Source organism: Ruegeria sp. AB11 (assembly GCF_056536325.1).
In genome coordinates, this window is the sequence record NZ_JBQFJO010000002.1 from 23,564 (window position 1) to 46,216 (window position 22,653).

Here is a 22,653-nt window from a genome sequence, read left to right on the forward strand (position 1 = left end):
GGGGTAGGGGCGATGAAGCTTCAGTTCGAAAGTGTGGTGGCAACGGGGACCGCAGCGCTCGATTCAGGTATCGGCGATACGGCTTTAAAAACGTTTAACGGGGAAACGTATCTCTACAGTATGACTGGACCCGGTGGCGGGATCGTTTCATGGCACCTTGGTTCGGGGGTATTACCACAGGAAATAGACCAGCAGTATTTCGACGCGTCGATCTCGTATCAAGTCGGACGGAGTGGCATTCCAATCCAACTGGCCTCTGGCGATCAGCTGATCTTGGATGTCGATACCGCGACGGGTCTGATCGGATATGACCTGAACCCGGATGGAAGCACTGGCAGCATCCGCGAAACAAACACTTTGTCTGGCGGCGGAGATATTTCTGCAGCGACACAGTTGACGGTTGGTGCGAACGAAATTCTTACGCTTGCACAAACCGATACCGGGCAACTGGCAACGTATCACATCAATGTAGACGGGACTTTGAGCCTGATAAATTCGGTTGCAGGCTCAGCGGATGAGCTGCGGGCGTTACAAGTCGGATCGAAACATTTCGTCATATCCATTGATACGGCAAGCAGCTCTATCCAGCCGTATTTGGTCGACCAGAATTCAGGTGTACTATCCGCGGTAGATGGAAATACTTCGATTCAGACGCTCGGGATAAGCGCGCCAACTGTTATCGAAGTTGTTCAGGCTTATGGCAAATCATGGGTCGTCGTAGCGGGTTCGCAAAGCAACTCAATAAGCGTCATGGAATTGGGCGACAATGGACAGCTCAGACCAACCAATCACGTCCTGGATACACTGCATACCCGATTCGAATCTGTACAGGATCTATCGGCCATTGAAGTAGAGGGGCGGGTTTTTGTCCTGGCAGGGGGCGGCGATGACGGCGTTACACTGTTCACGATGACCCCGGATGGGCAACTCGTTCATATGGATAGTTTTGCAGACACGCTGGAAACCAGATTACAGAATGTTGAAACGCTCAGCGTGGCGCATGTAGGGGATGAATTACAGGTTTTTGCAACGTCTCAAATAGATCCGGGCATAACCCATCTCAGCGTATCAATTGCGGATTTGGGAGTTGTCTCGCAAGGCTTGGGGTCGGTAACCGGGACCGCGCAAGACGATTTGTTAAGCGGAGGGATTCTGGATTCAACCCTGAACGGTGGAGCGGGCGACGACATCCTGATCACCGGTACAAGTTCAACGATCATGACAGGTGGGGCAGGCGCAGATGTCTTCGTGATCCGTCAAAGCAGTGGTCCAACTGTAATTTCGGATTTTCAGGCCTGGACAGATCGGCTGGACTTGTCGCACTACCCGTTCCTTAGGACTCCTGCGCAGCTGGATTTTACCTCAACAGCGACAGGCGCACGCATAACCTATCTTGATGAAACAATCGACCTGATTTCGGATACCAACACCCGTTGACCAGCGCTCAGGTGTTCGGGTCCGGGTTTAGTGGGCCGGACCACATCCCGGTTGATTTGGGTTCCGGTCCGGATAACAACGCCTCTGAAGGTTTAGCTGGCGCATTTACACTTGATGCTTTCGTCCGCAATCCAGCGCTTGGGGACGCCGAAATCCGGTTTACACCTGATGGAGGCTCTACTCTCACAGTGCAAGCCAATGAATATGGTGAATTCGATTTGGAAGTGCCGGATGGGACGTTTCCCGGACAACTAGAAATCATCAAGTCTTATTCGACAGCGAGCGGCGAAATTACCGCGCTGGATGCTCTGCAGGTTCTGCGTATGTCGGTCGGTCTGGATCCAACCTGGGGGTCTGCCGCTGCAGAGAATTTCATCGCAGCCGACATAACCCGAGATGGGTCGGTTAATGCCCTCGACGCGCTGGCGATTCTACAAGTCGCGGTTGGACAACCCACCGCACATGGGGTCGAATGGGTATTTCTGGACGCGAACGAAAATTTGTCTGATATCTCCAGAAACAATATAAATTACAATACAAGCGTCGATGTCACCATAATAGATGGCGCTTTGACGCTTGATATGACTGCAATACTCCTGGGAAATGTCGAAGCAGTTTGAGCATGGGCTTCAGGCCCCGATCACTCCCTGAATGCGCGATAAAAATAGTCAGCCAATGGTTTGATCAGATAGGATAGAGGCGTACGCTCATCTGTCTTGATCATAGCTTCAACTGGCATTCCAGGCAGCAGTTCCTGACCGTTGAGACGATCAAGCTGGCCTTCATCGGGCACTACTTCGGCCCGATAGAAAGTGAAACCGCTGGTCTCATCGGTGAACGTGTCAGCCGAAACGTTGATTACATGGCCTTCGATCTCGGGGGTGTCACGCTGGTTGAAGGCCGGGAACCGAAGGGCGACATCCTGTCCACGATGCAACTGATCCACATGCAATGCATCAACACGCGCGGCAACCAGTAACGGAGTGTCCTGAGGAACTACGTACATCATCGGTTCACCGGGTTGTATGACCGACTGAATCGCAAAAACCTGGCTGTCATAAACTGTGCCAGCAACGGGTGCGCGAATATCCAGGCGCGACAAACGCTCGGTTAGTGCAAGGCGCCTTTCTGCCAACTCAACCGCACGAGATTGAACGTCTCGAAGTTCGGTAATCGCCTCTTCGCGGCGGGTGGCCTGCAGTTGGACAATCTGAATTTCGGTCGTTGCGATCTGGCCCTTGAGCCGTGCAATGGTTGACTCAAGCCGCCCTATTTGTCCGGTAAGATTTGCCTCTTCTCTTTGTAGGGCAGAGACACGGCTTGCTTGCGTCAGACCGCGTTGCAGCAAACCCTGCTGATCTTCAAGTTCGGTTCTGATGAGCCCAACTTGCGTGTTCAGCGATGCAAGCTGCGCTTGCGTGCCCTCAATCTCGTTTCCGATCTGAACCTTTTGCTTGCCTAACTGGTCAATCTGTTGGGTCAGCGTGTCAAGTCTTGCATTGAACAAACGTTGCTGGCCCGCCAGCAAATCGTCACCGATTGTTTCATTAGATTTGAGCTCCTGCAGGCTTTGGGCAAGTGCATCGACATTCGCGCCATCCCTCTCTGCCTCAAGCCGAGCTTTTCGGGCAAGCAACTCGAACAGCTGTGATTCAACGATGGTTGTCTCCGACGCCAGAAAAGTATCGTCGAGCCTCAGCATCAATTCGCCTTCAGTGACACTATCACCGTCACGCACGAAGATTTCACCGACTACCCCGCCATCCGGATGTTCGATCACCTGACGGTTGCTTTGGACTTCAATCACACCCTGGGAAATGATCGCCCCGGCCAGTTCGGTGCGGACGCTCCAGATTCCTAACCCTAACACCAAAATTGCCAGGGCCAACAAGCCGACAACGGCTGGTGCCGTGATGCTCCAGGCTGGACGTGAACTCTTGTCTGACATCATTCACCCACCTTATTCAGATGCCGTTTTATGACGTTGGCGTTTTGCACCATTGTATTCAACACCTCATCGCGCCCACCGGATTTTACGATCTGACCCTTTTCAACGACGACAAGATCATCGCACTCTGAGATAGCTTGCGGGCGGTGGGTCATGATAATGGTGGATTTGCCTGCTTTCTTAAGCTCGCGTACCGCAGTGTTCAAAGCAAGAGTTCCATCGGCGTCCAAAGCCGAGTTGGGTTCATCCAAGATCAACACAACAGGATTGCCATAGAGTGCCCGCGCAAGTGCAATGCGTTGTTTCTGACCACCCGAGAGCTGACTATCGTTCCCCTCAAGGAACGTGTCATAGCCCTTCTCAAGGCCGAGAATCAAATCATGTGCATTGGCCGTTTTCGCCGCTGCAACTACCGCTTCGGGATCAGGTGACCGAGACATACGGGCAATATTCTCGGCCACAGTACCATTGAACAAGGTAACTTGTTGCGGCAGATAACCAATGTGCTGCCCCAGATCGTCAGGATCGTATTGGTCCAGCGTCGCACCCCCCAAACGGATTTCACCTGCTGCAGGGGGCCATAAACCAAGCAGCGCCTTGGCAAGCGTTGTTTTGCCAGATCCGCTTTTACCGATGACGCCTAGCGCTCTGCCGGGCTCCAGCTCAAGCGCGGCATTGCGCAATGTAGGGGTTTTGGCGCCGGGCGGAATTACGGTCAAACCTTTTGCCACAAGATGCGCCTTTGGGGTTGGCAGCTTAGTGCGCGATGCCTCTGGCGGTGTGGAGTCGAGAAACTGGTTCAGGTTGATCCAGGCTGTACGCGCGCGTTCAATCATTGACCATTGGCCCACCGCCATCTCAATCGGTGCCAAAGCACGACCCAATAGGATAGTGCCTGCGATCATCGCACCGGGTGTCATTTCATTGCGAAGAACAAGCCATGCACCTAGTGCCAACATCGCAGATTGAAGAAACAGCCGAAGTGATTTGGTGAGTGAGGTGAAACTGCCTGTCCAGTCACTGGCGGAAATCGACTGCGAGAGCGCTTCGGTCCGCTGGTTCAGCCAACGCTTAGATACTTCCTCCTGCATTCCTTGCGATCTCACCACTTCGGCAGCTTGCCGGGCGTGTTCAGAAAATGCGTTGGCTTTGGCAGTCGCCACCTGCGCTTCTGCGACCTTACGGTGCGTTAAACCTTGGTTGAGCAGAGCAATCACTACCAAAAGTGTACCACCAGCCACCGCCAGCCAGCCCAGCAATGGGTGAAACAGAAAAATCGCAGCAAGAAACACTGGGGTCCACGGAATGTCCATCACTGCAAGCAAAACAGGGGAGGCGCATAACGAGCGAATCGACTCCAAATCGCGCAACGCCGTAGCAGGCGCTGACCGAATTTGCGGAAACAAGGCACGCCGCATCGTTCCTTCAAACACGCGCTCATCAAGGGATGACTGGAAACGGGCGCCAAATCTGGCAACGATCCGGCCACGTGCATAGTCCAGCATCGCCATCAGCGCATAAAGCAATGCGACAAGTAGAAACAGAGCTGACAGTGTTTCGGTCGAGCGTGACCCAAGGACCCGGTCATATACCTGCAGCATAAACAGAGGGCCGGTCAACATCAGCAAGTTGACAAACACACTGAATAGGAACGCAAGCGCAAGGAAGCTGTTGCCTTGGTTGCGGACTTTTCTCAGCTCGTGTCGCTGGGGTGGGGTGTTGCGATTTTTCAAACTCACACGAACGGCCCTTGATTGCTCACATCGAGAACTCGTCAAAAGCCGAATTTCCAGAACCCGAAATCGACCTGACAATTGTGGCAACTATATCTGCGCGCTTATGCAGGGACAACGCGCGTTATCCGCTGCTTAGTAGCTTTCGGCGGTGTTTATGCTGTTGCTCGTTCGAAAATGGCAGGAACACGCCGACTGCCTTAGCGTGATCTGCGCCGGCCTTGGTAAACTCCACCAGTCATTTTCAGCCGGAGTTTACTCTAGCTTCCAAAACAAGGCAGCCATTCAGGCGCGAACCGCTTTACTGCGTTCATTGAGTACATTTGCAAGTTAGCCAAATACATTCACATGCATCGCGGTGTTGACCTCGCCAGCCAACTCAATGAACCGGGTGTCGACGCCATACTCGCGCGCTTTCCAGAGAGCAGATCCCAACGCATCCAGAGATGTTCTTTTCATCAAGAAATTTCTCGCTTTTTTGGATTTGCAGAGTTTTGCACCAATATCTCGCGGGTCACTCAAACCCAAGATGGGGTCTCTACCAGTCGCTCTGTCAGAAAAGACAATGGGTATTTGCTTGCAGATAACGTGCGACGCACTCAATTTGAGAATTCATTCACCGGTGCCAAATATTGCATCAGATGTGGCAGTTGGCGATTAGGCAGCAGCAAGTGTGATCAGCCTGCCAATGCTCCCATATAGCAGGAACATACGCAAACACGGATCATCAACGCAGTGAAACAAGCAATTTGATAACTGTAGTGACCCTAAGGGGACCCGCCTAGTTTCTCAGAGTAACGGTTGGTTTGAGATTGACCAAATCGTAGGCTCTATTTGCTGTAATAGTCGCGATACCAGTCTACAAAAGCCTGAATGCCGTCCTTGACTTCTGTCTTTGGGCGATAGCCAGTCAATCGGTGCAGCAAATCGGCATTAGCCCAAGTCGCGGGCACGTCTCCCATTTGCATCTCCATGTAGTTTCGGGTCGCAGGCTTGCCGAGGCTTTCTTCGATCGCGTCAACGAAATCCAACAGGCGCACTTTGTCAGAGTTGCCAATGTTAACAATGCGGTATGGCGCGACAGGGCTTAAGCTGTCGCCTTCAGCGATATCGTCAGGAGATTCGGGCCGAACCGGAGCGACATCGATCAAAAGCGAAATGGCTCGCACCAGATCATCTACATATGTGAAGTCCCGATACATGTCGCCATGATTGTAGATGTCGATGGGCCGATCTTCTAGAATCGCATCTGTAAATTTGAAAAAGGCGAGATCCGGACGTCCCCAGGGGCCGTAGACCGTGAAAAAGCGAAACATGGTTGTCGGCAGATTCCAAAGGTGCGCATAGGAATGCCCCATCGCTTCGTTCGCTTTCTTGGTCGCAGCGTACATCGTAAGTTGATGATCTGCCTTCTCGCATTCGTCAAAAGGCATATCAGGATTAGCCCCATAGACTGACGAGGTGGAGGCCATCAGCAAGTGCTGTACTTTGTGTCGCCGTGCCGCTTCCATCACGTTAAATGTTCCGACAACATTGCTTTCAACATAGGCGCGCGGGTTTTCCAAGCTATATCGGACGCCGGCCTGCGCCGCTAGGTGGATGATCACGTTCGGTTCGAATGCGTCAGCCATTCGATCGAAGCTCTCAGTGTCTTCCAGCATCCCTTCGTCACACGAAAAGTTCGGGTTTTCCAACAACAGCGCGTGCCGGCTCTGCTTGAGGCGGACATCGTAGTAATCCGTCATCCCGTCATAGCCGTGAACGCGATAACCATTCTCAAGCAAAAGTTTGGCAAGATGAAATCCGATAAATCCGGCAGTGCCTGTGATCAGAACCTTTTGCATGAGGTTGCTTCCTTGTGTCTGGGCTTGGCGCTTGCGTCCACCGGCACATATGACGCCTATAGTCCTACGGCTCAAGCCGTCATTTCCCTATTGGCCGGTTTTCACTTTTCTATCCAAATCAACCTGCTCATCCGGGCCAGGGGAGCGAATAGGTTTTGACATTCGTAAAGAACTTCATGGCCTCAATGACCCCTTCTTTGACACCATTTCCTGAGTCTTTGATGCCTCCGAACGGGGACAGCTCGATGCGATACCCGGGTTGTTCCCAGATGTTGCAGGTGCCAACATTCAGACCATTGATATAGGCAATGGCACGATTAAGGTCGTTGGTGCAGACGCCCGAACTAAGACCAAACCCCGTAGAATTCGAGATGCGTATCACCGCTTCGTCATCTTCAGGCACGCGAATGATCGGGATGATGGGGCCAAAGGTTTCCTCCATGACCAGTTCGCAGTCATAGGGCACTTTGTCGACCACGATGGGCGGTAGCAATGCGCCCTGACGGCCAGGGTGGTATAGTATTTCGGCTCCTGCTTTCTCAGCAAGATGAACGCGTTTATCAAATAGTTCAGCGGCTTTGTCGTGGATAACACAACCCAGCTCAGTCTCGGGGTCTTGCGGATCTCCAAATTTGATCTTCTTCGCCTTCTCCAGAACCGATGCCACAAACTTGTCGGCCACGCTGTCCTGCACCAGAATACGTTTGATTGCGGTGCAACGCTGGCCAGAGTTTCCGGTAGCACCTGCCACCGCAATACCAGCAGCCTTTTCAAGATCGGCGCCACTCAGATCGTTCAGAACTATAAGTGGATCATTGCCGCCCAGCTCAAGCGCCTGACGCTTGAATGCGGCCTTTTCCGCTATCATCTTGCCCACTGGCACACCACCAGTGAATGTGATGATGTCAATGTTTTCATTGGTGATCATCTCATCGCCGATATCCTGCGGCCACCCGGTGATCACCTGAAACATCTCAGGGGGCAGACCGGCTTCGTACAGGATGTCCGCCAGTGTCAGACAAGTCAGCGGAGTCAGCTCGGTTGGTTTACAAACCATGCAATTGTTTGTTGCAATTGACGGAGCAACCTTGTGGCTGACCATGTTCAAAGGGTGGTTAAAGGGGGTGATCGCGCTGATTGCGTTCACCGGTTCGCGCATAGTGAAAATCTTGCGGGCCCTGCCATTATGCGTCAAATCGCACGAAAATATCTCACCATCATCCCTCAGCGCTTCACCGGCTGCGAATTGAAACACATCCTGCGCGCGTTTTGTCTCATAAATTGCGTGCTGATGGCAGATGCCCAGCTCTAGCACGAGCCATTTAACCAGATAGCCACGGCGCAGGCCGATTAACTCTGATGTCCGTTGTAGGATCTGGTTACGCTCATGGCGTGTCAGGCTGGGTTTGTATCGAGCGGCAACCTCAAAAGCGCGACGCGCATGTTCGGCCTGGCCAGCAGGAACATTGCCGACTACTTCATTGGTATAAGGGTAGTGGACCGGAATTGTCTCATTTGCAAAGACGACTTCGCCACCGATCCTCATCCCCTCGGTTCTGATTTCGTTTGCTGACATGTCCCGAACTTTCCTACATTAAGCGAATGAGCGGGAATATGTCATCCAAATCAGATCATGTCTCGCCCGATTGCTCTGAAAACACATCAAACGCTTTCAGTGCCTTGGCGCTGTAGGCATATGACGGTCCGCCCCCCATGTAGGTCGCCATAGCCAGAGCCTCGCACAGTTCGCCGCGGGTCGCACCCAAACGAACCAAAGAACGGACGTGGAAACCGATGCAGCTATCGCATCGCGTGGCGATCGCAATGCCAAGGGCCATGAACTCCTTGGTTTTCTCACTCAGTGCACCGTCCGTTTTGGCAGCTTTACCCATAATGCCAAACCCACGCACGGTTTCCGGCACTTCCTTTGAGAACACACCGATATTGGCCTCGGTTTCGGCCATGAAGTCTTTCCAGTCCAACTGTTTTCTCCTTATCCGCGTTCATCCGCGCCCATACGACGCTCTAACCAACGGACGCCAGCACTGATTATCAAGACCAGCACCAGATATTCAAAGATCAGCAAAGTATAGATTTCGAGCGGACGATATTCGGTCACCACCAGCTCGTTCGCGCGGCGTGTCAGTTCCTGCATACCAATGACGCTCGCAAAAGCGCTCATTTTCACGATGTAAATGAACTGATTGGCCAATGGCGGCAAAATGCGTCGGATTGCCTGCGGCAGGATCACATAGCGCATAGTCTGAAAGTAGTTCAGCCCGATTGTCTGCGCAGCTTCGCTTTGGCCTTTGGCAATTGATTGAATCCCGGCGCGGTAAATTTCAGCGGTAAAGGCACTGTCCGAGATTGCCAATGTGATGATCGCCCCCCAGAATGGATCGATGGGTATATTCATTCCCATCGACTGAAAGACGATTGGCAAACCATAAAAGACCCAAAACAACATCGGAAGCAGAGGGATCGAGCGGACAAATTCCACGTAGATCCGGTTCACCAGTCGCCAACCACGTTTTTCAGACAGACCTGGCAGCGCCACCAGCAGACCAATCACAATCGACATGATCGCCGCGATCAGCGATATCTGGATCGTCGCACCCATCCCAGACACCAGAAACTTGACATTGGTCCAGCCTGATGCGGTGGTGGGGTCAATCACATACCAGCCCCACGTCTGAGACGACGAACACCCAGCTAAAAGTACGAACAGGGGGAGGAACAGGAGCGGTTTCTTCATGACATCCAACTCAATGTTGCAGAATCTGGCTTAAGAATTTCTGACACCGCTCAGACCGCGGATTAGTGAAGAAATGCTCGGGTTTTCCTTGTTCGACAATCTCACCCGCATCCATAAACACCATGTTGTCTGCAACTTTGCGTGCAAAACCCATCTCGTGGGTGACAACCACCATGGTCATTCCTTCCTGCGCCAGTTCAACCATCACGTCGAGGACTTCGGAAATCATTTCGGGGTCCAGGGCCGAGGTGGGTTCGTCAAACAACAAAACCCTCGGCTCCATGCAAAGCGAACGAGCGATGGCCACACGTTGCTGTTGTCCACCTGAAAGCTGAATAGGACGTTTGTCGGCCTGGTCCGGGATATGGACCCGTTCAAGGTAATGGCGGGCTTTTTCTTCGGCCTCTTTCTTGCTCAACCCCCTTGCTTTGATCGGACCCAAAGTCAGATTTTCCAGCACGGTCAAATGCGGGAAAAGATTAAACTGCTGGAACACCATCCCGACTTCTGATCGAATTGTGGCGACGGATTGGGCGTTATCTGACAGCTCTGTCCCGTCTATGCGGATCGTACCTTTTTGGTGTTTTTCAAGCTGGTTGATGCATCTTACAACCGTCGATTTTCCAGAACCGGAAGGCCCACAGATTACAACTTTTTCACCGCTATTTATCGTAAGATTGATATCCTTGAGCACATGAAATGTGCCATACCACTTGTTTACGTCGACTAACTCGATCGCGGCGTCTGGCATTAGCTGGCCTGCCTTTGTTATTCTCAGTCAATTATTTTCTTGAGGTTAGCGTGGTCTTTGCGCTTAGATCAAGAAACAATCCAGCTAGACTAGCCGACTGCCACCAACAGGAGAAATACATGAAACATCTTTTCAAAGTAGCCATTGCCGCTGCGTTTGGCCTAGCGATTGGAAGCGCCGCTCAGGCCCAGTCTGCACTGAATGAAATCCTGGATTCTGGTGTGATGAAAGTCGGGACAACTGGAGATTGGAATCCAATGTCGCTGCGCGATCCTGCGACTAACAGCTACAAGGGTTATGATATAGATATCATGAACGCATTGGCTGCAGATCTTGGCGTCGAAGTTGAATATGTTCCGACAGACTGGAAAACCCTGGTCAATGGGGTGGTCGCCGGGAAATATCATATCACCGGCTCGGCTTCGATTTCTCCGCCGCGCTTGAAGGTTGCCGGTTTCTCTGACAGCTACATCTCTGTTGAACTGTTCCCGTACACGACCAAAGACAAGGCCGATAAATTTGACGGGTATGACTCGATCAACAAACCCGGTGTAAAAGTCGCAACAACCCTGGGTACTACCTTTGAAAAACGTGTGCGCGAATGGTTCCCCGATGCTGATATCAAGGTGGTCGAAGCTCCGGCGCGCGGTTTTCAGGAGGTGCTTGCCGGTCGGGCGGATGTGTTCATCACGTCAAATATCGAAGGCTCGACGCTAGAGGCCAAGTTTCCGGTTGTTCGTGTGAAGAATGCTGGCCCCCGGTCGCCATCCCCGATCGCGATGCTGTTGCCACAAGATGATCAGGTCTGGATCAATTATGTAAACAGCTGGATCGAAGTGAAAAAAGCTCAGGGCTTCTTCGATGAAAACCAGAAGCGGTGGGGTCTCTGATCACGGCTAACACCGCAGCAATGATCAAGACTTGGACAGGAAGTCATGAAGCTTGATCACATGACCTGGTACGAGGTCGACGCTCGTATAAATCAAGGCGCTGCGGTGTTGCTTCCGGTGGGTTCGACCGAACAGCATGGTCCGATGGGTCGCATTGGTACGGACACAATTTGCGCTGAGGCAGTCGCGCTTGCGGCTGCCAGTCGATGCGGGGGGATCGTTGCACCCCCGCTGGCCTACACCCCCGCGCCGTTCAATACAGGCTTTCCCGGTACGGTTTCGGTTTCGGCCGAAGTATTTCAGATGCTGGCAAATGAAGTCATTGCGGGATTGCTGGCACAAGGGTTCCGTGGCGTGTTCGTAGTGAATGGGCATGGTGCCAATCTGGAGCCCCTTCGCACCATCAAATCCACTCTTCCTGACAACCAGATGATGATCCGCAGCTGGTGGGAGTCGGACGCAGTAGACACGCTGCGCAAACAGCTGTACGGCGAATGGGAGGGGATGCATGCAACTCCATCCGAAATCGCAATAACGCAATCTCTACTCGGCGTATTGCCAGAAAACCAAGCTGCCGAACCACCAAGGAAACTCAGTGCAGAATATGTGCGGGATCACGCAGGCGACCGACATGGTCCACCAGATGAACATCGTGCAGAATTCCCTGATGGGCGAGTCGGCTCACACTCTGCCCTCGCCAACCCGAAGGATGGTGAACGCCTGCTGACCATGGCTGCAATCGTAATTGCGAACGAATTCCGTTCATTTGAGCAAGATCGATAGACAAAAGATGCTGAAGTGAAAGGGTAAGTGTTGTCTACTCCGCCTCAAGACCATCGGTCGACAGGTCATCGAGCTTTGGCATAAGCCGCAGCAATTCGCTTGCGTATTCGGTTTTCGGATTGGCAAACAACTCGCTGGTCTCCTGGACCTCGACGATTTGGCCCTGCTTCATGACCGCAACCCGGTCGCACATCTGGCGAACGACGGGCAAGTCGTGGCTGATAAACAGCATGGTCAGGCCCAGATGCTCTTGCAAATCCTTTAGGATGTTCAGAATCTGAGCCTGAATCGATACGTCCAGTGCACTTGTTGGCTCATCGCAGATCAGGAACCGGGGTTGTGTCGCCAAAGCGCGGGCGATCGATATACGCTGCCGCTGACCACCCGAAAACTCGTGCGGGTATTTTTGACCGGCTCCGGAACCCAGACCCACCTGATCCAACAATTCATCCACCCGGCGCTTGATGTGCGCGCCATCCATCAGGCGATGATGGCGAATTGGCTCGGCAACAATTTCATCCACCCGCATCCGAGGATTGAGGGAAGAGTAGGGGTCTTGAAAGATCATCTGGATGTTCTTTCGGTACTCGTCTTGCACCGCACGATTGCTTAGATCACTAACCTGCTGGCCCTGAAAATCGATAGTGCCTCCGTCAACCGGGTAGAGCCCTGCGATCATCCGCGCGACCGTCGACTTACCCGAGCCTGATTCACCCACGACCCCGAAGACCTCGCTTGCGTGAATATCGAAGCTGACATTATCAACGGCTGTAAAATAAGTGCGGTTCCAAGGTAATAGGCCACGTTTCTGCAGGAATTTTTTTGTCAGGTTGCGAATTTCAAAGATTGGCTTGGTGGTGTCGTTGTCCTCCTTAGGCCAATGGCGTGCCATATCCTCGATTGCGAAACGTGTTTCGCGCCCGCCATAGCTGATCTGAGGGAAGCGATGCAGTTTCAGCGTCGGGCGAGGTACCGCGGCGATCAGGGACTTGGTGTATTCGTGCTGCGGCTGGCCCATCACCTGTGCTGTGGTGCCGCTTTCAACCACATTGCCCGCATACATCACGGTCACGCGGTCGGTGGTGTCCGCGATCACGCCCATATCATGGGTAATCAGGATGACACCTACTTGGCGCTCCTGGGCCAGTTCCTTGATTAGGTCCAAAATCTGCGCCTGAACTGAAACGTCCAACGCCGTAGTGGGTTCGTCCGCAATGATCACATCCGGTTCGGTGCACAAGGCCAGCGCGATGACTACACGCTGGCGCATCCCGCCTGAAAACTGATGCGGGTATTGATCAAGCCGCGTGTCCGGGTCCGGAATGCCCACGCGGTCAATTAGGTCTCGGGCGCGTTTGTTTGCCTCGGCTTCAGTACCGCCCAGATGGGTCTGGATCGTTTCAACCAGTTGCTCGCGCACCGTGAACAGCGGGTTTAGCGAGGTCAATGGGTCCTGAAAGATCATCGAGATCTTCTTGCCGCGCAGCCCTCGCATCGCCTCGGCATCAATCCCACTGATCTGCTCGCCGCCCAGCTTGATCTGGCCACTGGCGATACGTCCGGGACGTTCCAGCAGGCCCATGACAGCGGCGCCGATTGTGGATTTACCGGCACCGGATTCCCCCACAAGCCCGTGAATTTCACCGGGCTCAACGGACAGGCTGGCGTGATCCACCGCTGTGAAAAGCTGGCGGCGGGTCGGAAACTCAACGGTGAGGTCTTGGATGGTCAAAAGGCTCATGAAATCACCGCAGTTTGGGGTTCAGCGCGTCGCGCAGCCAGTCGCCCAGCAGGTTGACCGACAAGGCAAGGGCCAGCAGCGTACAGGCCGGGAAGAACAGGATCCACCACTCGCCCGAGAACAAGAAGCCTTGGCCGATACGGATTAGTGTGCCCAAAGATGGCTGGGTCGGGGGTGCGCCAACGCCTAAGAAACTGAGCGTCGCCTCGGCGATAATGGCCAGCGCCAGCGAAATTGTAGCGATGACCAGAACGGGGCTCAGGACATTAGGCAGGATATGGCGGAACATGATTGGGAACGATCCCCGGCCGATCAGGCGCGCGGCTTGCACATATTCCTTGTTCTTCTCAACCAACGCCGCACCACGCACGACCCGCGCGAACTGCACCCAGTCCGACAGCGCAATCGCAATGATCAGAACATAGATTGCCATCTCATCACGGTATTCCGGCGGGGTTATCCCTTTGGCGATGCCGAAGATCAGCATTGCCACAAGAATGGCAGGAAAAGTCAGCTGCACATCGGCGATCCGCATGATCAGTGTTTCGATCCAACCGCCGAAATAAGCCGCGACCAGCCCTAGGATCACTCCGATAACAAGTGCAAGAAGCACCGCCGATGCCCCGACGAACAGCGAAATACGCAAACCATAAAGGATGGTGGAAAACACATCACGCCCTTGATCGTCGGTTCCCAACAGAAAAGTTTCTTGCGTGAAGGCATTCGGTGTGCCCGGCGGCGTGAAGCCGTTCATCAGGTTCAGCGTTGCGGGGTCGAACGGGTTATAAGGCGCGATCAGCGGCGCGAAGATCGCTGCCAGCACTAGAATGACGACAACCAGCGAGGCGATCACAGCAACCGGGGAATGCCGAAATGACCATGCGAAGTCGCTGTCCCAAAACTTGGCCATGCGCGTCTTTGGTGTGGCTTTCGGAGTTTCCATGGTATCGCTCATGTTGCCCTCGCGTCGACACGCAGACGCGGGTCAATGGCATAATAAAGGAGATCGACAATCAGGTTGATCGTCACGAACATCACTGAAATCAGCATCAGATATGCCGCCATCACGGGAATATCGACAAACTGGATTGCGTTGATGAAAAGCAGGCCCACACCGGGCCACTGAAACACTGTCTCAGTGATGATGGCGAATGCGATGATCGAACCCAGCTGCAAACCCGTTATGGTGATCACCGGCACCAGCGTATTCTTCAGCGCGTGGCGGAAGTTGATGACGCGATCTGAAAGCCCACGGGCACGTGCGAACCGGACATAGTCGGCGCGCAGCACCTCAAGCATTTCGGATCGGACCAGCCGCATGATCAGCGTCATCTGATAAAGGCCCAAGGTAATTGCAGGCAAAATCAGCGCCTTGAGGCCCGAGGCCGTCAGAAACCCGGTTGACCAATGCCCAATCATAACGGTCTCGCCCCTCCCGAAGCTGGGCAGTAGGTCAAGCTCGACCGAGAAAATATAGATCAGCAGGATACCTATGAGGAATGTAGGTAACGATACCCCGATCAGGGAAACCGTCATGATCACATTCGCAGCAATCCCTTGTCGTCGGATCGCAGTGAAGACACCTAGCGCGATGCCCATCGTGATTGCCAGAAACCCAGACACAAAGGCCAGTTCCAGCGTAGCCGGAGCCCGCTCAAGCAGGATAGTCGAGACCGGTCGGCCCTGCCGGTAGGATACTCCGAAATTACCCTGAACAGCACCTTGCAGGAACTTGGCGTATTGCACCACAAAAGGCTGATCCAGCCCAAGTTCGGTTCGTAGACGGTCGATGTCAGCCTGCGTACGCTCCTGTCCCAGCATGTTGTCGATCGGGTCGCCAACAAAGCGGAACATCGAGAATGCTACCAGCCCCACGACCAGAAGTACGATGATGGACTGGAACATCCTTCGGACGATAAATGCGAACATTGATTTTCCCCATTGGTGGGTCTGTCTATGCTTTTACCGACCGGGTGGTCAAGCTATCTCGGCCATGCGGAGTGGTCCAATCGATTTCCGGACCCAACGGCACGATGCCCAGCGGATTGCGCAGCTCGGAAGGTGAGAAATAACCCAGTTTGTAAATGTCGAAGTTCACCGTCTCAGCGACACCTGGCAGCGCATAGAGCTCTCGCGCATAGCCCCAGAGATTTGGATAGTCGATCAGGCGGCGCAGATTGCATTTGAAGGCGTAATGGTACGCGACATCAAAACGAGCCAGTGTCGGGAACAGGCGCAGATCGGCCTCGGTCAGGGCATCGCCGCATAGATAGCGATTGGCGGCCAAATGTGCTTCGATCTCATCCATCGTGGCGAAGACATCTCGGAATCCCGCCTCATAAGCCTCCTGCGTGCGTGCAAAACCTGCGCGGTAGACCCCGTTGTTGAGGCGTGCATAGATTTTGTCATTCCACGCTTCGATTTGATCAAGCTTTTCTGGTGGTGCCAGATTTGGGCCATGGCCCGGCAGGGTGCCCAGCATCCGCACCAGATCAGCAGATTCGTTTGAGACGGCCTTGTCGTGAAGCCGATCCCAAAGCAGCGGCACCGTGATCCGCCCGGTATAGGCGGGGGTCACGCGGGTATAGGCGTGATGCAACGCGGTCGCGCCATATACCGCGTCGGCGCCATCCGCATAAACCCAACCATCTGCTGTGCGACGCGGTTCAGCATAGGCAACCGTGACGAGATCCCGCAGACCTTTGAGGGCAAGGACCAACAAAACGCGATGCGCCCAAGGGCAATTCCACGCCGCGTAAAGGTGAAACCGCTGTGGTTCCAGTTCCGTATCGGGTAAAGCGTTACGGATGGTCGAGGCCTGACGGCGAAACGCGCCGTCAAGCGTGCTATCGGGCGCCGGGTCTTCTGCATGATAGACACCGGCAATCATCAAACCCATTGTTCAGTTCACCGTCACCCAGCGCAGCAGGAAAAAGTTGTCCGGGCGCTGTGTCAGCTCGACATTGCTGCGCGTGCCCCAGACCAACGGTTGAACATACATCGGTACGTAGACCTGTTCGTTCTGATAAATCTGAGTCACCTCATCCAGCATGGCTTGCCGCTTGGTCTGATCCAGCTCGGATTGGATCATCGGTAACAGCTCATCGACCCGCGCATTCGAGAATCCGCCGAAGTTCCAGCTGCCCAGTTTTTTCTCTTCGTTTGGAGTGGCGACGAGGAAGCGGACCGGATGTTCAGCGTCAAACGTGCCAGGGCTCCAGCCCAGAAGATACATGTCATAATTGTCCTCACGCAACTCCGGCCAGTAGTTCCGCACAGGCATTGCATCCAACTCGGCCGTTATGCCGATTTGCGCAAGCATGCCAACAACTGCCTGACAGACGGCCTCATCATTCAGATAGCGGTCGTTCGGACATTTCAGGCCAAACGAGAATCCATCTGCATAGCCTGCTTCCGCAAGCAGGGCCTTGGCAGCTTCTACATCAAACGCAGGACGTTCCGCATTGGCGTCGGAAAATCCACTCATCGCCGGGCTGACGAGTTGTGAGGCGGGTTCAGCATTGCCTCGCATGATCGTGGCCAGAATGGCATCCACATTGACGGCTTGTGCAACTGCCTGACGCACACGTGCATCACGGAACGGATTTGGCTTGCCTGCATCGTCGGTGTATTTCAGGGCTTCGGCTTCGTGGTCGAAGCCCAGCATGATCACACGTGCTTCGATGCCCTGAATGACATCAACCTCTGCGTTCTGCTGCAGCCGAGCGACGTCCTGAATTGGTACAGGGTTAATCATGTCCACGTCACCCGAAAGCAAAGCTGCAACGGCAGTCGCCGGGTTCTGGATCGGATTAAATTCAGCACGGGTAATGTTGTGTTCGACATCTCCCCACCAGCCCTCAAATGGTTCCAGCACAGTTTTGAGGCCTGGCTCACGCTCGGTAACTTTAAATGCCCCTGTGCCATTGGCATTGATGGTTGCGTAGTTGCCGGTCTCTTTATCAGGCACCACAGCGTCGTTGGCTTCGGTCCAGCCCTGATCCATGATCATCCAGTTGGCAATCGAAGACGGGAACAGAGGGTTCGGTGCAGTCGTCATGATATCGACGGTGTAGTCATCGACCACAACGACATCACTGACAGGGGCGAACCAACTGCGGGTATCTGCCGCTTCGCCTGATGCGCGTTGATAGCTGAACAGGACATCCTGTGCGTCAAAGCTGCTGCCATCGTGGAATGTTACGCCTTCACGCAGCTTAAACCGCCAACCTTCACCATCTCCAATCGGCTCCCAGCTGACGGCCAGTGCGGGCTCGACGCTCATGTCCTTGCCGCGGCGGACCAGACCTTCGTAAACGTTGTTCAGGAACCCAAGTACGGGGGCTGAGTTAACCGCATGGGGGTCCATCGTCTGCGGATCGGTGGTCGAGGCCCATTTGAAATCGGCGGCCTGTGCGGTGCTGGCAAGCAACATGGCCAGGCCAATGGCACTTTTTCTGAAGATCATGGCGAAAACTCCCTGTTATCGCTGAAACAATCCAGCTTTTTGGCCACCACGTAAAGACACTCTCGGTTTGAGATCACAGTCCCGTTACCTGCGGCACAAACAAGAACAGGGCGCGAAAACGCGCCCTGATCAACATCCAAATGGATGGTTTAGTTCATCTCGAAGTATTTGATCTTCGGTGAATCTTCCGGTTCAACGATGGTGCCGACACCCGATTTCATACCCCAGTTCAATACCTGGTGGTGGATCGGGATATACAGCTGCTCGTCCTGAACAACTTGCCAGATGTCTCCGATCTGCTGATCGCGCGCGGGCAGATCGGTTTCCGAGGCTAGGGCTACGATCTTGGCATCCAAATCAGGGTTGGAGTACCGCGTGCCGTTCCAAGAGCCATACTTCTCACCCTTCGAGTGCACCAAGAAGTTGAAGATGTATTCCGAGTCATATGTCGGAACACCCCAACCCAGCATGTAGAAGTCTGTCTCCAGATTGTTGATCAGCGGGAAATGCTGCGCCTTCGGTTTGGCGTCTAGGTTCACGGTGACCCCGATCTGAGCCAGCATGCCAACCGCCGCCTGACAGATTGCCTCATCATTGATGTAGCGATCATTCGGGCAGTTCAGGGTCAGCGAGAATCCATCAGGATAGCCCGCTTCGGCCATCAGCGCCTTGGCCCCTTCGATATCGGTTGACGAAGACGCGTCCATATCTGCGTCCCAACCATTAACAAACGGGGGTGAGATCATGCCTGCAGGAGCAGACTGGCCACGCATCACGACCTGTTTGATCGCATCACGATTGATCGCTTTCGACATCGCCTGACGAACTCGGACATCAGCCAGCGGATTTTTACCATCCACATTGTCCGAGGTCAGATCGGCGTCACCCATGTTCATACCAAAGAAGATCACCCGGTTCTGTGGTGCTGTCCGTACATCCAGCCCATCAGTTCCGGCGACACGCTCAAGATCCTGCACCGGCACGTCCTGAATGAAATCCACTTCACCCGACAACAAGGCGGCGACGCGTGTCGCGGCGTTCTGGATTGGGGTGTAGACGATCTCGGTCACTTGAAGCGGGAATTCATCCTTGCCCCAGTAATTCTCGTTGGCAGTCAGAACGGTTTTCACGTCCGGTTCGCGGCTGACCAGCTTGTAAGGTCCGGTGCCATTGGCGTTCTTAGCTGCAAAGGTATCCTCACCGCCTTCATAGTCCTGCACCTTGACGGCATTGTTTGCCTCAGCCCAATCCTTGTCCATCATGAACATGTTGGTCAGGTTGTTGGGCATGATCGGGTTTGGGCCATCAGTTTCGATTTCAACCGTGAACTTGTCGGGTGCACGCACCTCTTTCACCGAAGCAAGCAGTTCCTTGTAATCGGAATCCGGCGTCATGGCGCGGTTTAGCGAGAATACAACGTCATCGCTGTCAAACTCGGCCCCATCGTGAAACGTGACGCCTTCGCGCAGTTTAAATACCCAGACGTTCGGGTTGTCTTCGGACGGCGCCCATTCAGTTGTCAGAGAGGGTACTAGTGCACCGGAATGATCACGCATCACCAGAGTTTCCATGATCTGGTGCGCCATGGCCGAAGTTGGACCCTCGTTCTGCGCGTGCGGGTCCAGCGTCAGTGCATCACCGGCACGCGCCCAACGCAGCGTTTCCGCCGAAGCACCCGCCGCGATCATCGCTGTTGCGCTGGCGGCAAGCATCAGAGTTTTGAATGACATAAGTCGTCTCCCCATTTTTTGTTGTGACCGCATTTTCATGCGGTTGGCCGAATTTGTCGGCCATCATGGATCAGCATCATCCAGATCATCGCCTGAGTTGCAACACCCGAATGTTAGCCCCCCGTTTTGTCCTCGGCTCTGCCGGGGATCAGGTGACTGGTATGCCGTGAGGAACACGCCGCCTAGTTGGCTTGTGCAGGGGCCGCAACCTAACGTTTGTTGAAGGCGTCTCTGAGGGCGTTACCAAAAGCACCGTTCTGGGTGCTCTGGCCCCCATGTCCGCGCCGCTGTTCTCCCGGTTTGACTGGTCGCGCGGGTTTGCCCTTGCTACGAAGCGCATTGTCCTCACGGGCAGAAGCTGCACCATCCTTGCGCATGGACAACCCAATGCGTTTACGAGGTACGTCGACCTCAACCACCCTGACTTTGACAACCTGCCCTGTCTTAACCACTTCATGCGGATCTTTTACGAACCGATCGGCCAGTTGGCTGACATGAACCAACCCGTCCTGATGCACACCGATGTCAACAAATGCGCCGAAGGCGGCCACATTGGTAACGGTACCTTCTAAAACCATGCCAGGTTTCAGGTCTGTGATATCTTCAACACCATCGGTAAAGGATGCGGTTTTGAAACTTGGCCGGGGGTCTCGGCCTGGCTTTTCAAGTTCGGTGAATATGTCTCGCACCGTGGGTAAACCGAAATTGTCGTTCACAAACTGTTCGGCGCGCAGGCCTTTCAAGGCACCGTCATGCCCCATGATGTGGCGCATATCGCGCCCGCAGGCTGCGACCACCCGGCGCGCGACATCATAGGCCTCGGGGTGAACCGATGAGGCGTCCAGAGGCTCTGATCCATCCCGGATACGCAAGAAACCTGCGCATTGCTCGAAGGCGCGCGGGCCAAGGCGGGCCACCTTCAACAAATCCTGACGAGACGCGAAGGCACCGTGGATATCCCGATGGCTTACGATCGCATCAGCCAAACCCGGGCCAAGACCTGAGACATGTGAGAGAAGCGGTGCCGATGCAGTGTTTAGGTCCACACCCACTGCGTTCACCACATCTTCGATCACTGATTCCAGCGATTGCGACAAACGGTGCTGATCGACATCATGCTGGTACTGACCAACCCCGATGCTTTTTGGCTCAATCTTGACCAGTTCGGCCAGCGGGTCTTGCAGGCGGCGTGCGATCGAAACCGCCCCACGCAGCGAAACGTCAAGATCAGGAAATTCACGCGCAGCAAGTTCGGAGGCGGAGTAGACTGAAGCTCCGGCTTCGGACACAACGACCTTGGTGGGCGCTTTAACCGTGTTGGGCAACAGCGACAACGTGTCTGCCACCAAACGTTCGGTCTCGCGGCTGGCTGTGCCGTTGCCAATGGCAATAAGCTCGATCTTATGGGCGGCGATGAGTTTCAGGATCGCAGCTTGCGCACCTCGCAGGTCGTTCTTGGGCTGAAAAGGATAGAGTGTATCCGTTGCAACCACCTTGCCGGTTGCATCCACTACGGCTGCCTTGACCCCAGTGCGTATGCCGGGATCCAACCCCAGCGTCGGGCGTGCACCTGCCGGAGCTGCAAACAACAGGTCTTTGAGGTTGCGCGAAAACACCTGGATTGCCTCGTCCTGCGCGCGGCTGCGCAGGTCAGCCATCAACTCGACCATCATCGACAGCGACAGCTTGACCCGCCATGTCCAACCCGCAACTTTACGCAGCCATTTGTCCCCTGGCTCGTCACTTCGTGTGTTCAGATGTGCCGCCACCATGGCCTCGGCCCGTGCAGCCCCCGCCTCGGGTTCCGGTGCAATATCGAGCGTTACGATACCTTCCTTTGAGGCACGCAACATTGCGAGCGCCCGATGCGATGGGGTCTTGGACCAAAGCTCCGTGTGATCGAAGTAATCACTGAACTTGGCGCCCTCCTGTTCTTTTCCCTCGACAACTTTCGCACTTAGCAGCGCTTCGCGTTGCATGAAGTTGCGCAGTTCTCCCAACAGTTCAGCGTTCTCGGTCAGTCGTTCCGTGATGATGTCACGTGCGCCATTCAGGGCGTCTCTGGTCGTGGGAATGACCTCATTCAGATACTTCTCGGCCAAGCTCTCTGGCTCCGCTAAACGGTCAGTCAGAATGGCATCGGCCAGTGGTTCCAAGCCATTCTCACGGGCAATCATCGCCTTGGTCCGACGCTTGGGCTTGTAGGGAAGATAAATGTCTTCGAGTTGCGCCTTGGTCTCGGCCTGGACAATCGATTTCGCCAGATTATCCGTCAGTTTCCCCTGATCTTTGATCGAGGCCAGAATTGTCTCGCGTCGGGCCTCAAGCTCGCGCAGATAAGTTAAGCGGTCGGACAGAGTGCGCAGTTGTGTATCGTCCAAGCCACCCGTCACTTCCTTCCGATAGCGGGCGACAAATGGCACGGTCGCACCTTCGTCCAACAATCGAACGGCGGCCCCAACTTGTTCCGGACGTGCGTTGATTTCGGTGGCGATAGTGCGGGCGATACGGTCCAAAGGGGCCTCCTGACTTACGGTTGGAAAACCGTCTTAGCCAGCTAAAGGTGCAAGGGA

Annotated in this window: 19 protein-coding genes; 4 read left to right on the plus strand and 15 right to left on the minus strand. The window is 54.3% G+C overall.

Going from position 1 to position 22,653, the window contains the following annotated elements; all coding sequences use genetic code 11:
* Positions 1-12: 12 nt before the first annotated feature.
* Entirely contained in the window at positions 13-1,437 is a 1,425-nt protein-coding gene (locus ACR3EJ_RS19685) for a calcium-binding protein (RefSeq protein WP_480423403.1), read from the plus strand.
* Complete coding sequence (locus ACR3EJ_RS19690; RefSeq protein WP_480423405.1) at positions 1,434-2,057, plus strand: dockerin type I domain-containing protein; 624 nt, start codon at positions 1,434-1,436, stop codon at positions 2,055-2,057. Before ACR3EJ_RS19685 ends, ACR3EJ_RS19690 begins: the two co-directional genes overlap by 4 nt.
* Before the next feature lie 20 nt (positions 2,058-2,077).
* Here the strand turns inward: ACR3EJ_RS19690 and ACR3EJ_RS19695 are convergent, their stop codons facing one another.
* The 8 genes from ACR3EJ_RS19695 to ACR3EJ_RS19730 all read right to left on the minus strand — a co-directional run bounded on the left by ACR3EJ_RS19695 (position 2,078) and on the right by ACR3EJ_RS19730 (position 10,468).
* Positions 2,078-3,385 carry an HlyD family type I secretion periplasmic adaptor subunit gene (locus ACR3EJ_RS19695; RefSeq protein WP_170544156.1) on the minus strand — a complete coding sequence of 436 codons (1,308 nt, stop codon included), beginning with the start codon at positions 3,383-3,385 and terminating at the stop codon, positions 2,078-2,080.
* Positions 3,385-5,124 carry a type I secretion system permease/ATPase gene (locus tag ACR3EJ_RS19700; RefSeq protein ID WP_170544158.1) on the minus strand — a complete coding sequence of 580 codons (1,740 nt, stop codon included), beginning with the start codon at positions 5,122-5,124 and terminating at the stop codon, positions 3,385-3,387. The genes ACR3EJ_RS19695 and ACR3EJ_RS19700 overlap by 1 nt, the downstream gene beginning before the upstream one ends.
* Before the next feature lie 324 nt (positions 5,125-5,448).
* Positions 5,449-5,577, minus strand: a complete 129-nt coding sequence (locus tag ACR3EJ_RS19705) for a hypothetical protein (protein ID WP_260027356.1) — start codon at positions 5,575-5,577, stop codon at positions 5,449-5,451.
* 371 nt (positions 5,578-5,948) lie between these two features.
* Positions 5,949-6,962, minus strand: coding sequence for an NAD-dependent epimerase/dehydratase family protein (locus ACR3EJ_RS19710; RefSeq protein ID WP_170544160.1), 1,014 nt, complete (start codon positions 6,960-6,962; stop codon positions 5,949-5,951).
* Positions 6,963-7,089: 127 nt separating this feature from the next.
* Positions 7,090-8,538 (minus strand): phosphonoacetaldehyde dehydrogenase, encoded by a 1,449-nt coding sequence (gene phnY, locus ACR3EJ_RS19715; RefSeq protein WP_170544162.1) that lies wholly within the window; start codon positions 8,536-8,538, stop codon positions 7,090-7,092.
* Positions 8,539-8,593: 55 nt separating this feature from the next.
* On the minus strand, positions 8,594-8,944 hold the full coding sequence (locus tag ACR3EJ_RS19720; RefSeq protein ID WP_170544164.1) for a carboxymuconolactone decarboxylase family protein: 351 nt from the start codon (positions 8,942-8,944) through the stop codon (positions 8,594-8,596).
* Positions 8,945-8,955: 11 nt separating this feature from the next.
* The gene (locus tag ACR3EJ_RS19725) at positions 8,956-9,717 is read right to left on the minus strand and encodes an amino acid ABC transporter permease (RefSeq protein ID WP_029621928.1); all 762 of its coding nucleotides are present in this window, start codon (positions 9,715-9,717) and stop codon (positions 8,956-8,958) included.
* A 10-nt stretch (positions 9,718-9,727) separates the two neighbouring features.
* Positions 9,728-10,468: an amino acid ABC transporter ATP-binding protein gene (locus ACR3EJ_RS19730; protein WP_010441434.1), complete on the minus strand. Its 741-nt coding sequence runs from the start codon at positions 10,466-10,468 to the stop codon at positions 9,728-9,730.
* Between the two features lie 119 nt (positions 10,469-10,587).
* Here ACR3EJ_RS19730 and ACR3EJ_RS19735 point away from each other — a divergent pair, with 119 nt between their 5' ends.
* Complete coding sequence (locus ACR3EJ_RS19735; RefSeq protein ID WP_170544166.1) at positions 10,588-11,358, plus strand: transporter substrate-binding domain-containing protein; 771 nt, start codon at positions 10,588-10,590, stop codon at positions 11,356-11,358.
* A 45-nt stretch (positions 11,359-11,403) separates the two neighbouring features.
* Positions 11,404-12,141, plus strand: a complete 738-nt coding sequence (locus ACR3EJ_RS19740; RefSeq protein WP_170544168.1) for a creatininase family protein — start codon at positions 11,404-11,406, stop codon at positions 12,139-12,141.
* Positions 12,142-12,175: 34 nt separating this feature from the next.
* On the opposite strand, the gene ACR3EJ_RS19745 is transcribed toward ACR3EJ_RS19740, so the two are convergent.
* The 7 genes from ACR3EJ_RS19745 to ACR3EJ_RS19775 all read right to left on the minus strand — a co-directional run bounded on the left by ACR3EJ_RS19745 (position 12,176) and on the right by ACR3EJ_RS19775 (position 22,596).
* Positions 12,176-13,882: an ABC transporter ATP-binding protein gene (locus ACR3EJ_RS19745; protein ID WP_170544170.1), complete on the minus strand. Its 1,707-nt coding sequence runs from the start codon at positions 13,880-13,882 to the stop codon at positions 12,176-12,178.
* Positions 13,883-13,886: 4 nt separating this feature from the next.
* Positions 13,887-14,792 (minus strand): ABC transporter permease, encoded by a 906-nt coding sequence (locus ACR3EJ_RS19750; protein WP_375543917.1) that lies wholly within the window; start codon positions 14,790-14,792, stop codon positions 13,887-13,889.
* 41 nt (positions 14,793-14,833) lie between these two features.
* A complete protein-coding gene (locus tag ACR3EJ_RS19755; protein WP_010441429.1) occupies positions 14,834-15,811 on the minus strand; it encodes an ABC transporter permease in 978 nt (325 codons plus the stop codon).
* Positions 15,812-15,836: 25 nt separating this feature from the next.
* On the minus strand, positions 15,837-16,781 hold the full coding sequence (locus ACR3EJ_RS19760) for a glutathione S-transferase C-terminal domain-containing protein (protein WP_170544174.1): 945 nt from the start codon (positions 16,779-16,781) through the stop codon (positions 15,837-15,839).
* A gap of 3 nt (positions 16,782-16,784) precedes the next feature.
* On the minus strand, positions 16,785-18,350 hold the full coding sequence (locus tag ACR3EJ_RS19765) for an ABC transporter substrate-binding protein (protein ID WP_170544176.1): 1,566 nt from the start codon (positions 18,348-18,350) through the stop codon (positions 16,785-16,787).
* Between the two features lie 149 nt (positions 18,351-18,499).
* Positions 18,500-20,080, minus strand: coding sequence for an ABC transporter substrate-binding protein (locus ACR3EJ_RS19770; protein ID WP_480423410.1), 1,581 nt, complete (start codon positions 20,078-20,080; stop codon positions 18,500-18,502).
* Positions 20,081-20,289: 209 nt separating this feature from the next.
* Positions 20,290-22,596: a Tex family protein gene (locus ACR3EJ_RS19775; RefSeq protein ID WP_170544178.1), complete on the minus strand. Its 2,307-nt coding sequence runs from the start codon at positions 22,594-22,596 to the stop codon at positions 20,290-20,292.
* Positions 22,597-22,653 lie beyond the last annotated feature (57 nt).

Bases quoted from the DNA above. Each gene is read 5' to 3' on its own strand.
- ACR3EJ_RS19760 (WP_170544174.1), bottom strand. From the start codon at position 16,781: ATGGGTTTGATGATTGCCGGTGTCTATCATGCAGAAGACCCGGCGCCC.
- ACR3EJ_RS19705 (WP_260027356.1), bottom strand. From the start codon at position 5,577: ATGAAAAGAACATCTCTGGATGCGTTGGGATCTGCTCTCTGGAAAGCG.
- ACR3EJ_RS19685 (WP_480423403.1), top strand. From the start codon at position 13: ATGAAGCTTCAGTTCGAAAGTGTGGTGGCAACGGGGACCGCAGCGCTC.
- ACR3EJ_RS19755 (WP_010441429.1), bottom strand. From the start codon at position 15,811: ATGTTCGCATTTATCGTCCGAAGGATGTTCCAGTCCATCATCGTACTT.
- ACR3EJ_RS19730 (WP_010441434.1), bottom strand. From the start codon at position 10,468: ATGCCAGACGCCGCGATCGAGTTAGTCGACGTAAACAAGTGGTATGGC.
- ACR3EJ_RS19750 (WP_375543917.1), bottom strand. From the start codon at position 14,792: ATGGCCAAGTTTTGGGACAGCGACTTCGCATGGTCATTTCGGCATTCC.
- ACR3EJ_RS19745 (WP_170544170.1), bottom strand. From the start codon at position 13,882: ATGAGCCTTTTGACCATCCAAGACCTCACCGTTGAGTTTCCGACCCGC.
- ACR3EJ_RS19735 (WP_170544166.1), top strand. From the start codon at position 10,588: ATGAAACATCTTTTCAAAGTAGCCATTGCCGCTGCGTTTGGCCTAGCG.
- ACR3EJ_RS19740 (WP_170544168.1), top strand. From the start codon at position 11,404: ATGAAGCTTGATCACATGACCTGGTACGAGGTCGACGCTCGTATAAAT.
- ACR3EJ_RS19765 (WP_170544176.1), bottom strand. From the start codon at position 18,350: ATGATCTTCAGAAAAAGTGCCATTGGCCTGGCCATGTTGCTTGCCAGC.
- ACR3EJ_RS19725 (WP_029621928.1), bottom strand. From the start codon at position 9,717: ATGAAGAAACCGCTCCTGTTCCTCCCCCTGTTCGTACTTTTAGCTGGG.
- ACR3EJ_RS19770 (WP_480423410.1), bottom strand. From the start codon at position 20,080: ATGTCATTCAAAACTCTGATGCTTGCCGCCAGCGCAACAGCGATGATC.
- ACR3EJ_RS19710 (WP_170544160.1), bottom strand. From the start codon at position 6,962: ATGCAAAAGGTTCTGATCACAGGCACTGCCGGATTTATCGGATTTCAT.
- phnY (WP_170544162.1), bottom strand. From the start codon at position 8,538: ATGTCAGCAAACGAAATCAGAACCGAGGGGATGAGGATCGGTGGCGAA.
- ACR3EJ_RS19695 (WP_170544156.1), bottom strand. From the start codon at position 3,385: ATGTCAGACAAGAGTTCACGTCCAGCCTGGAGCATCACGGCACCAGCC.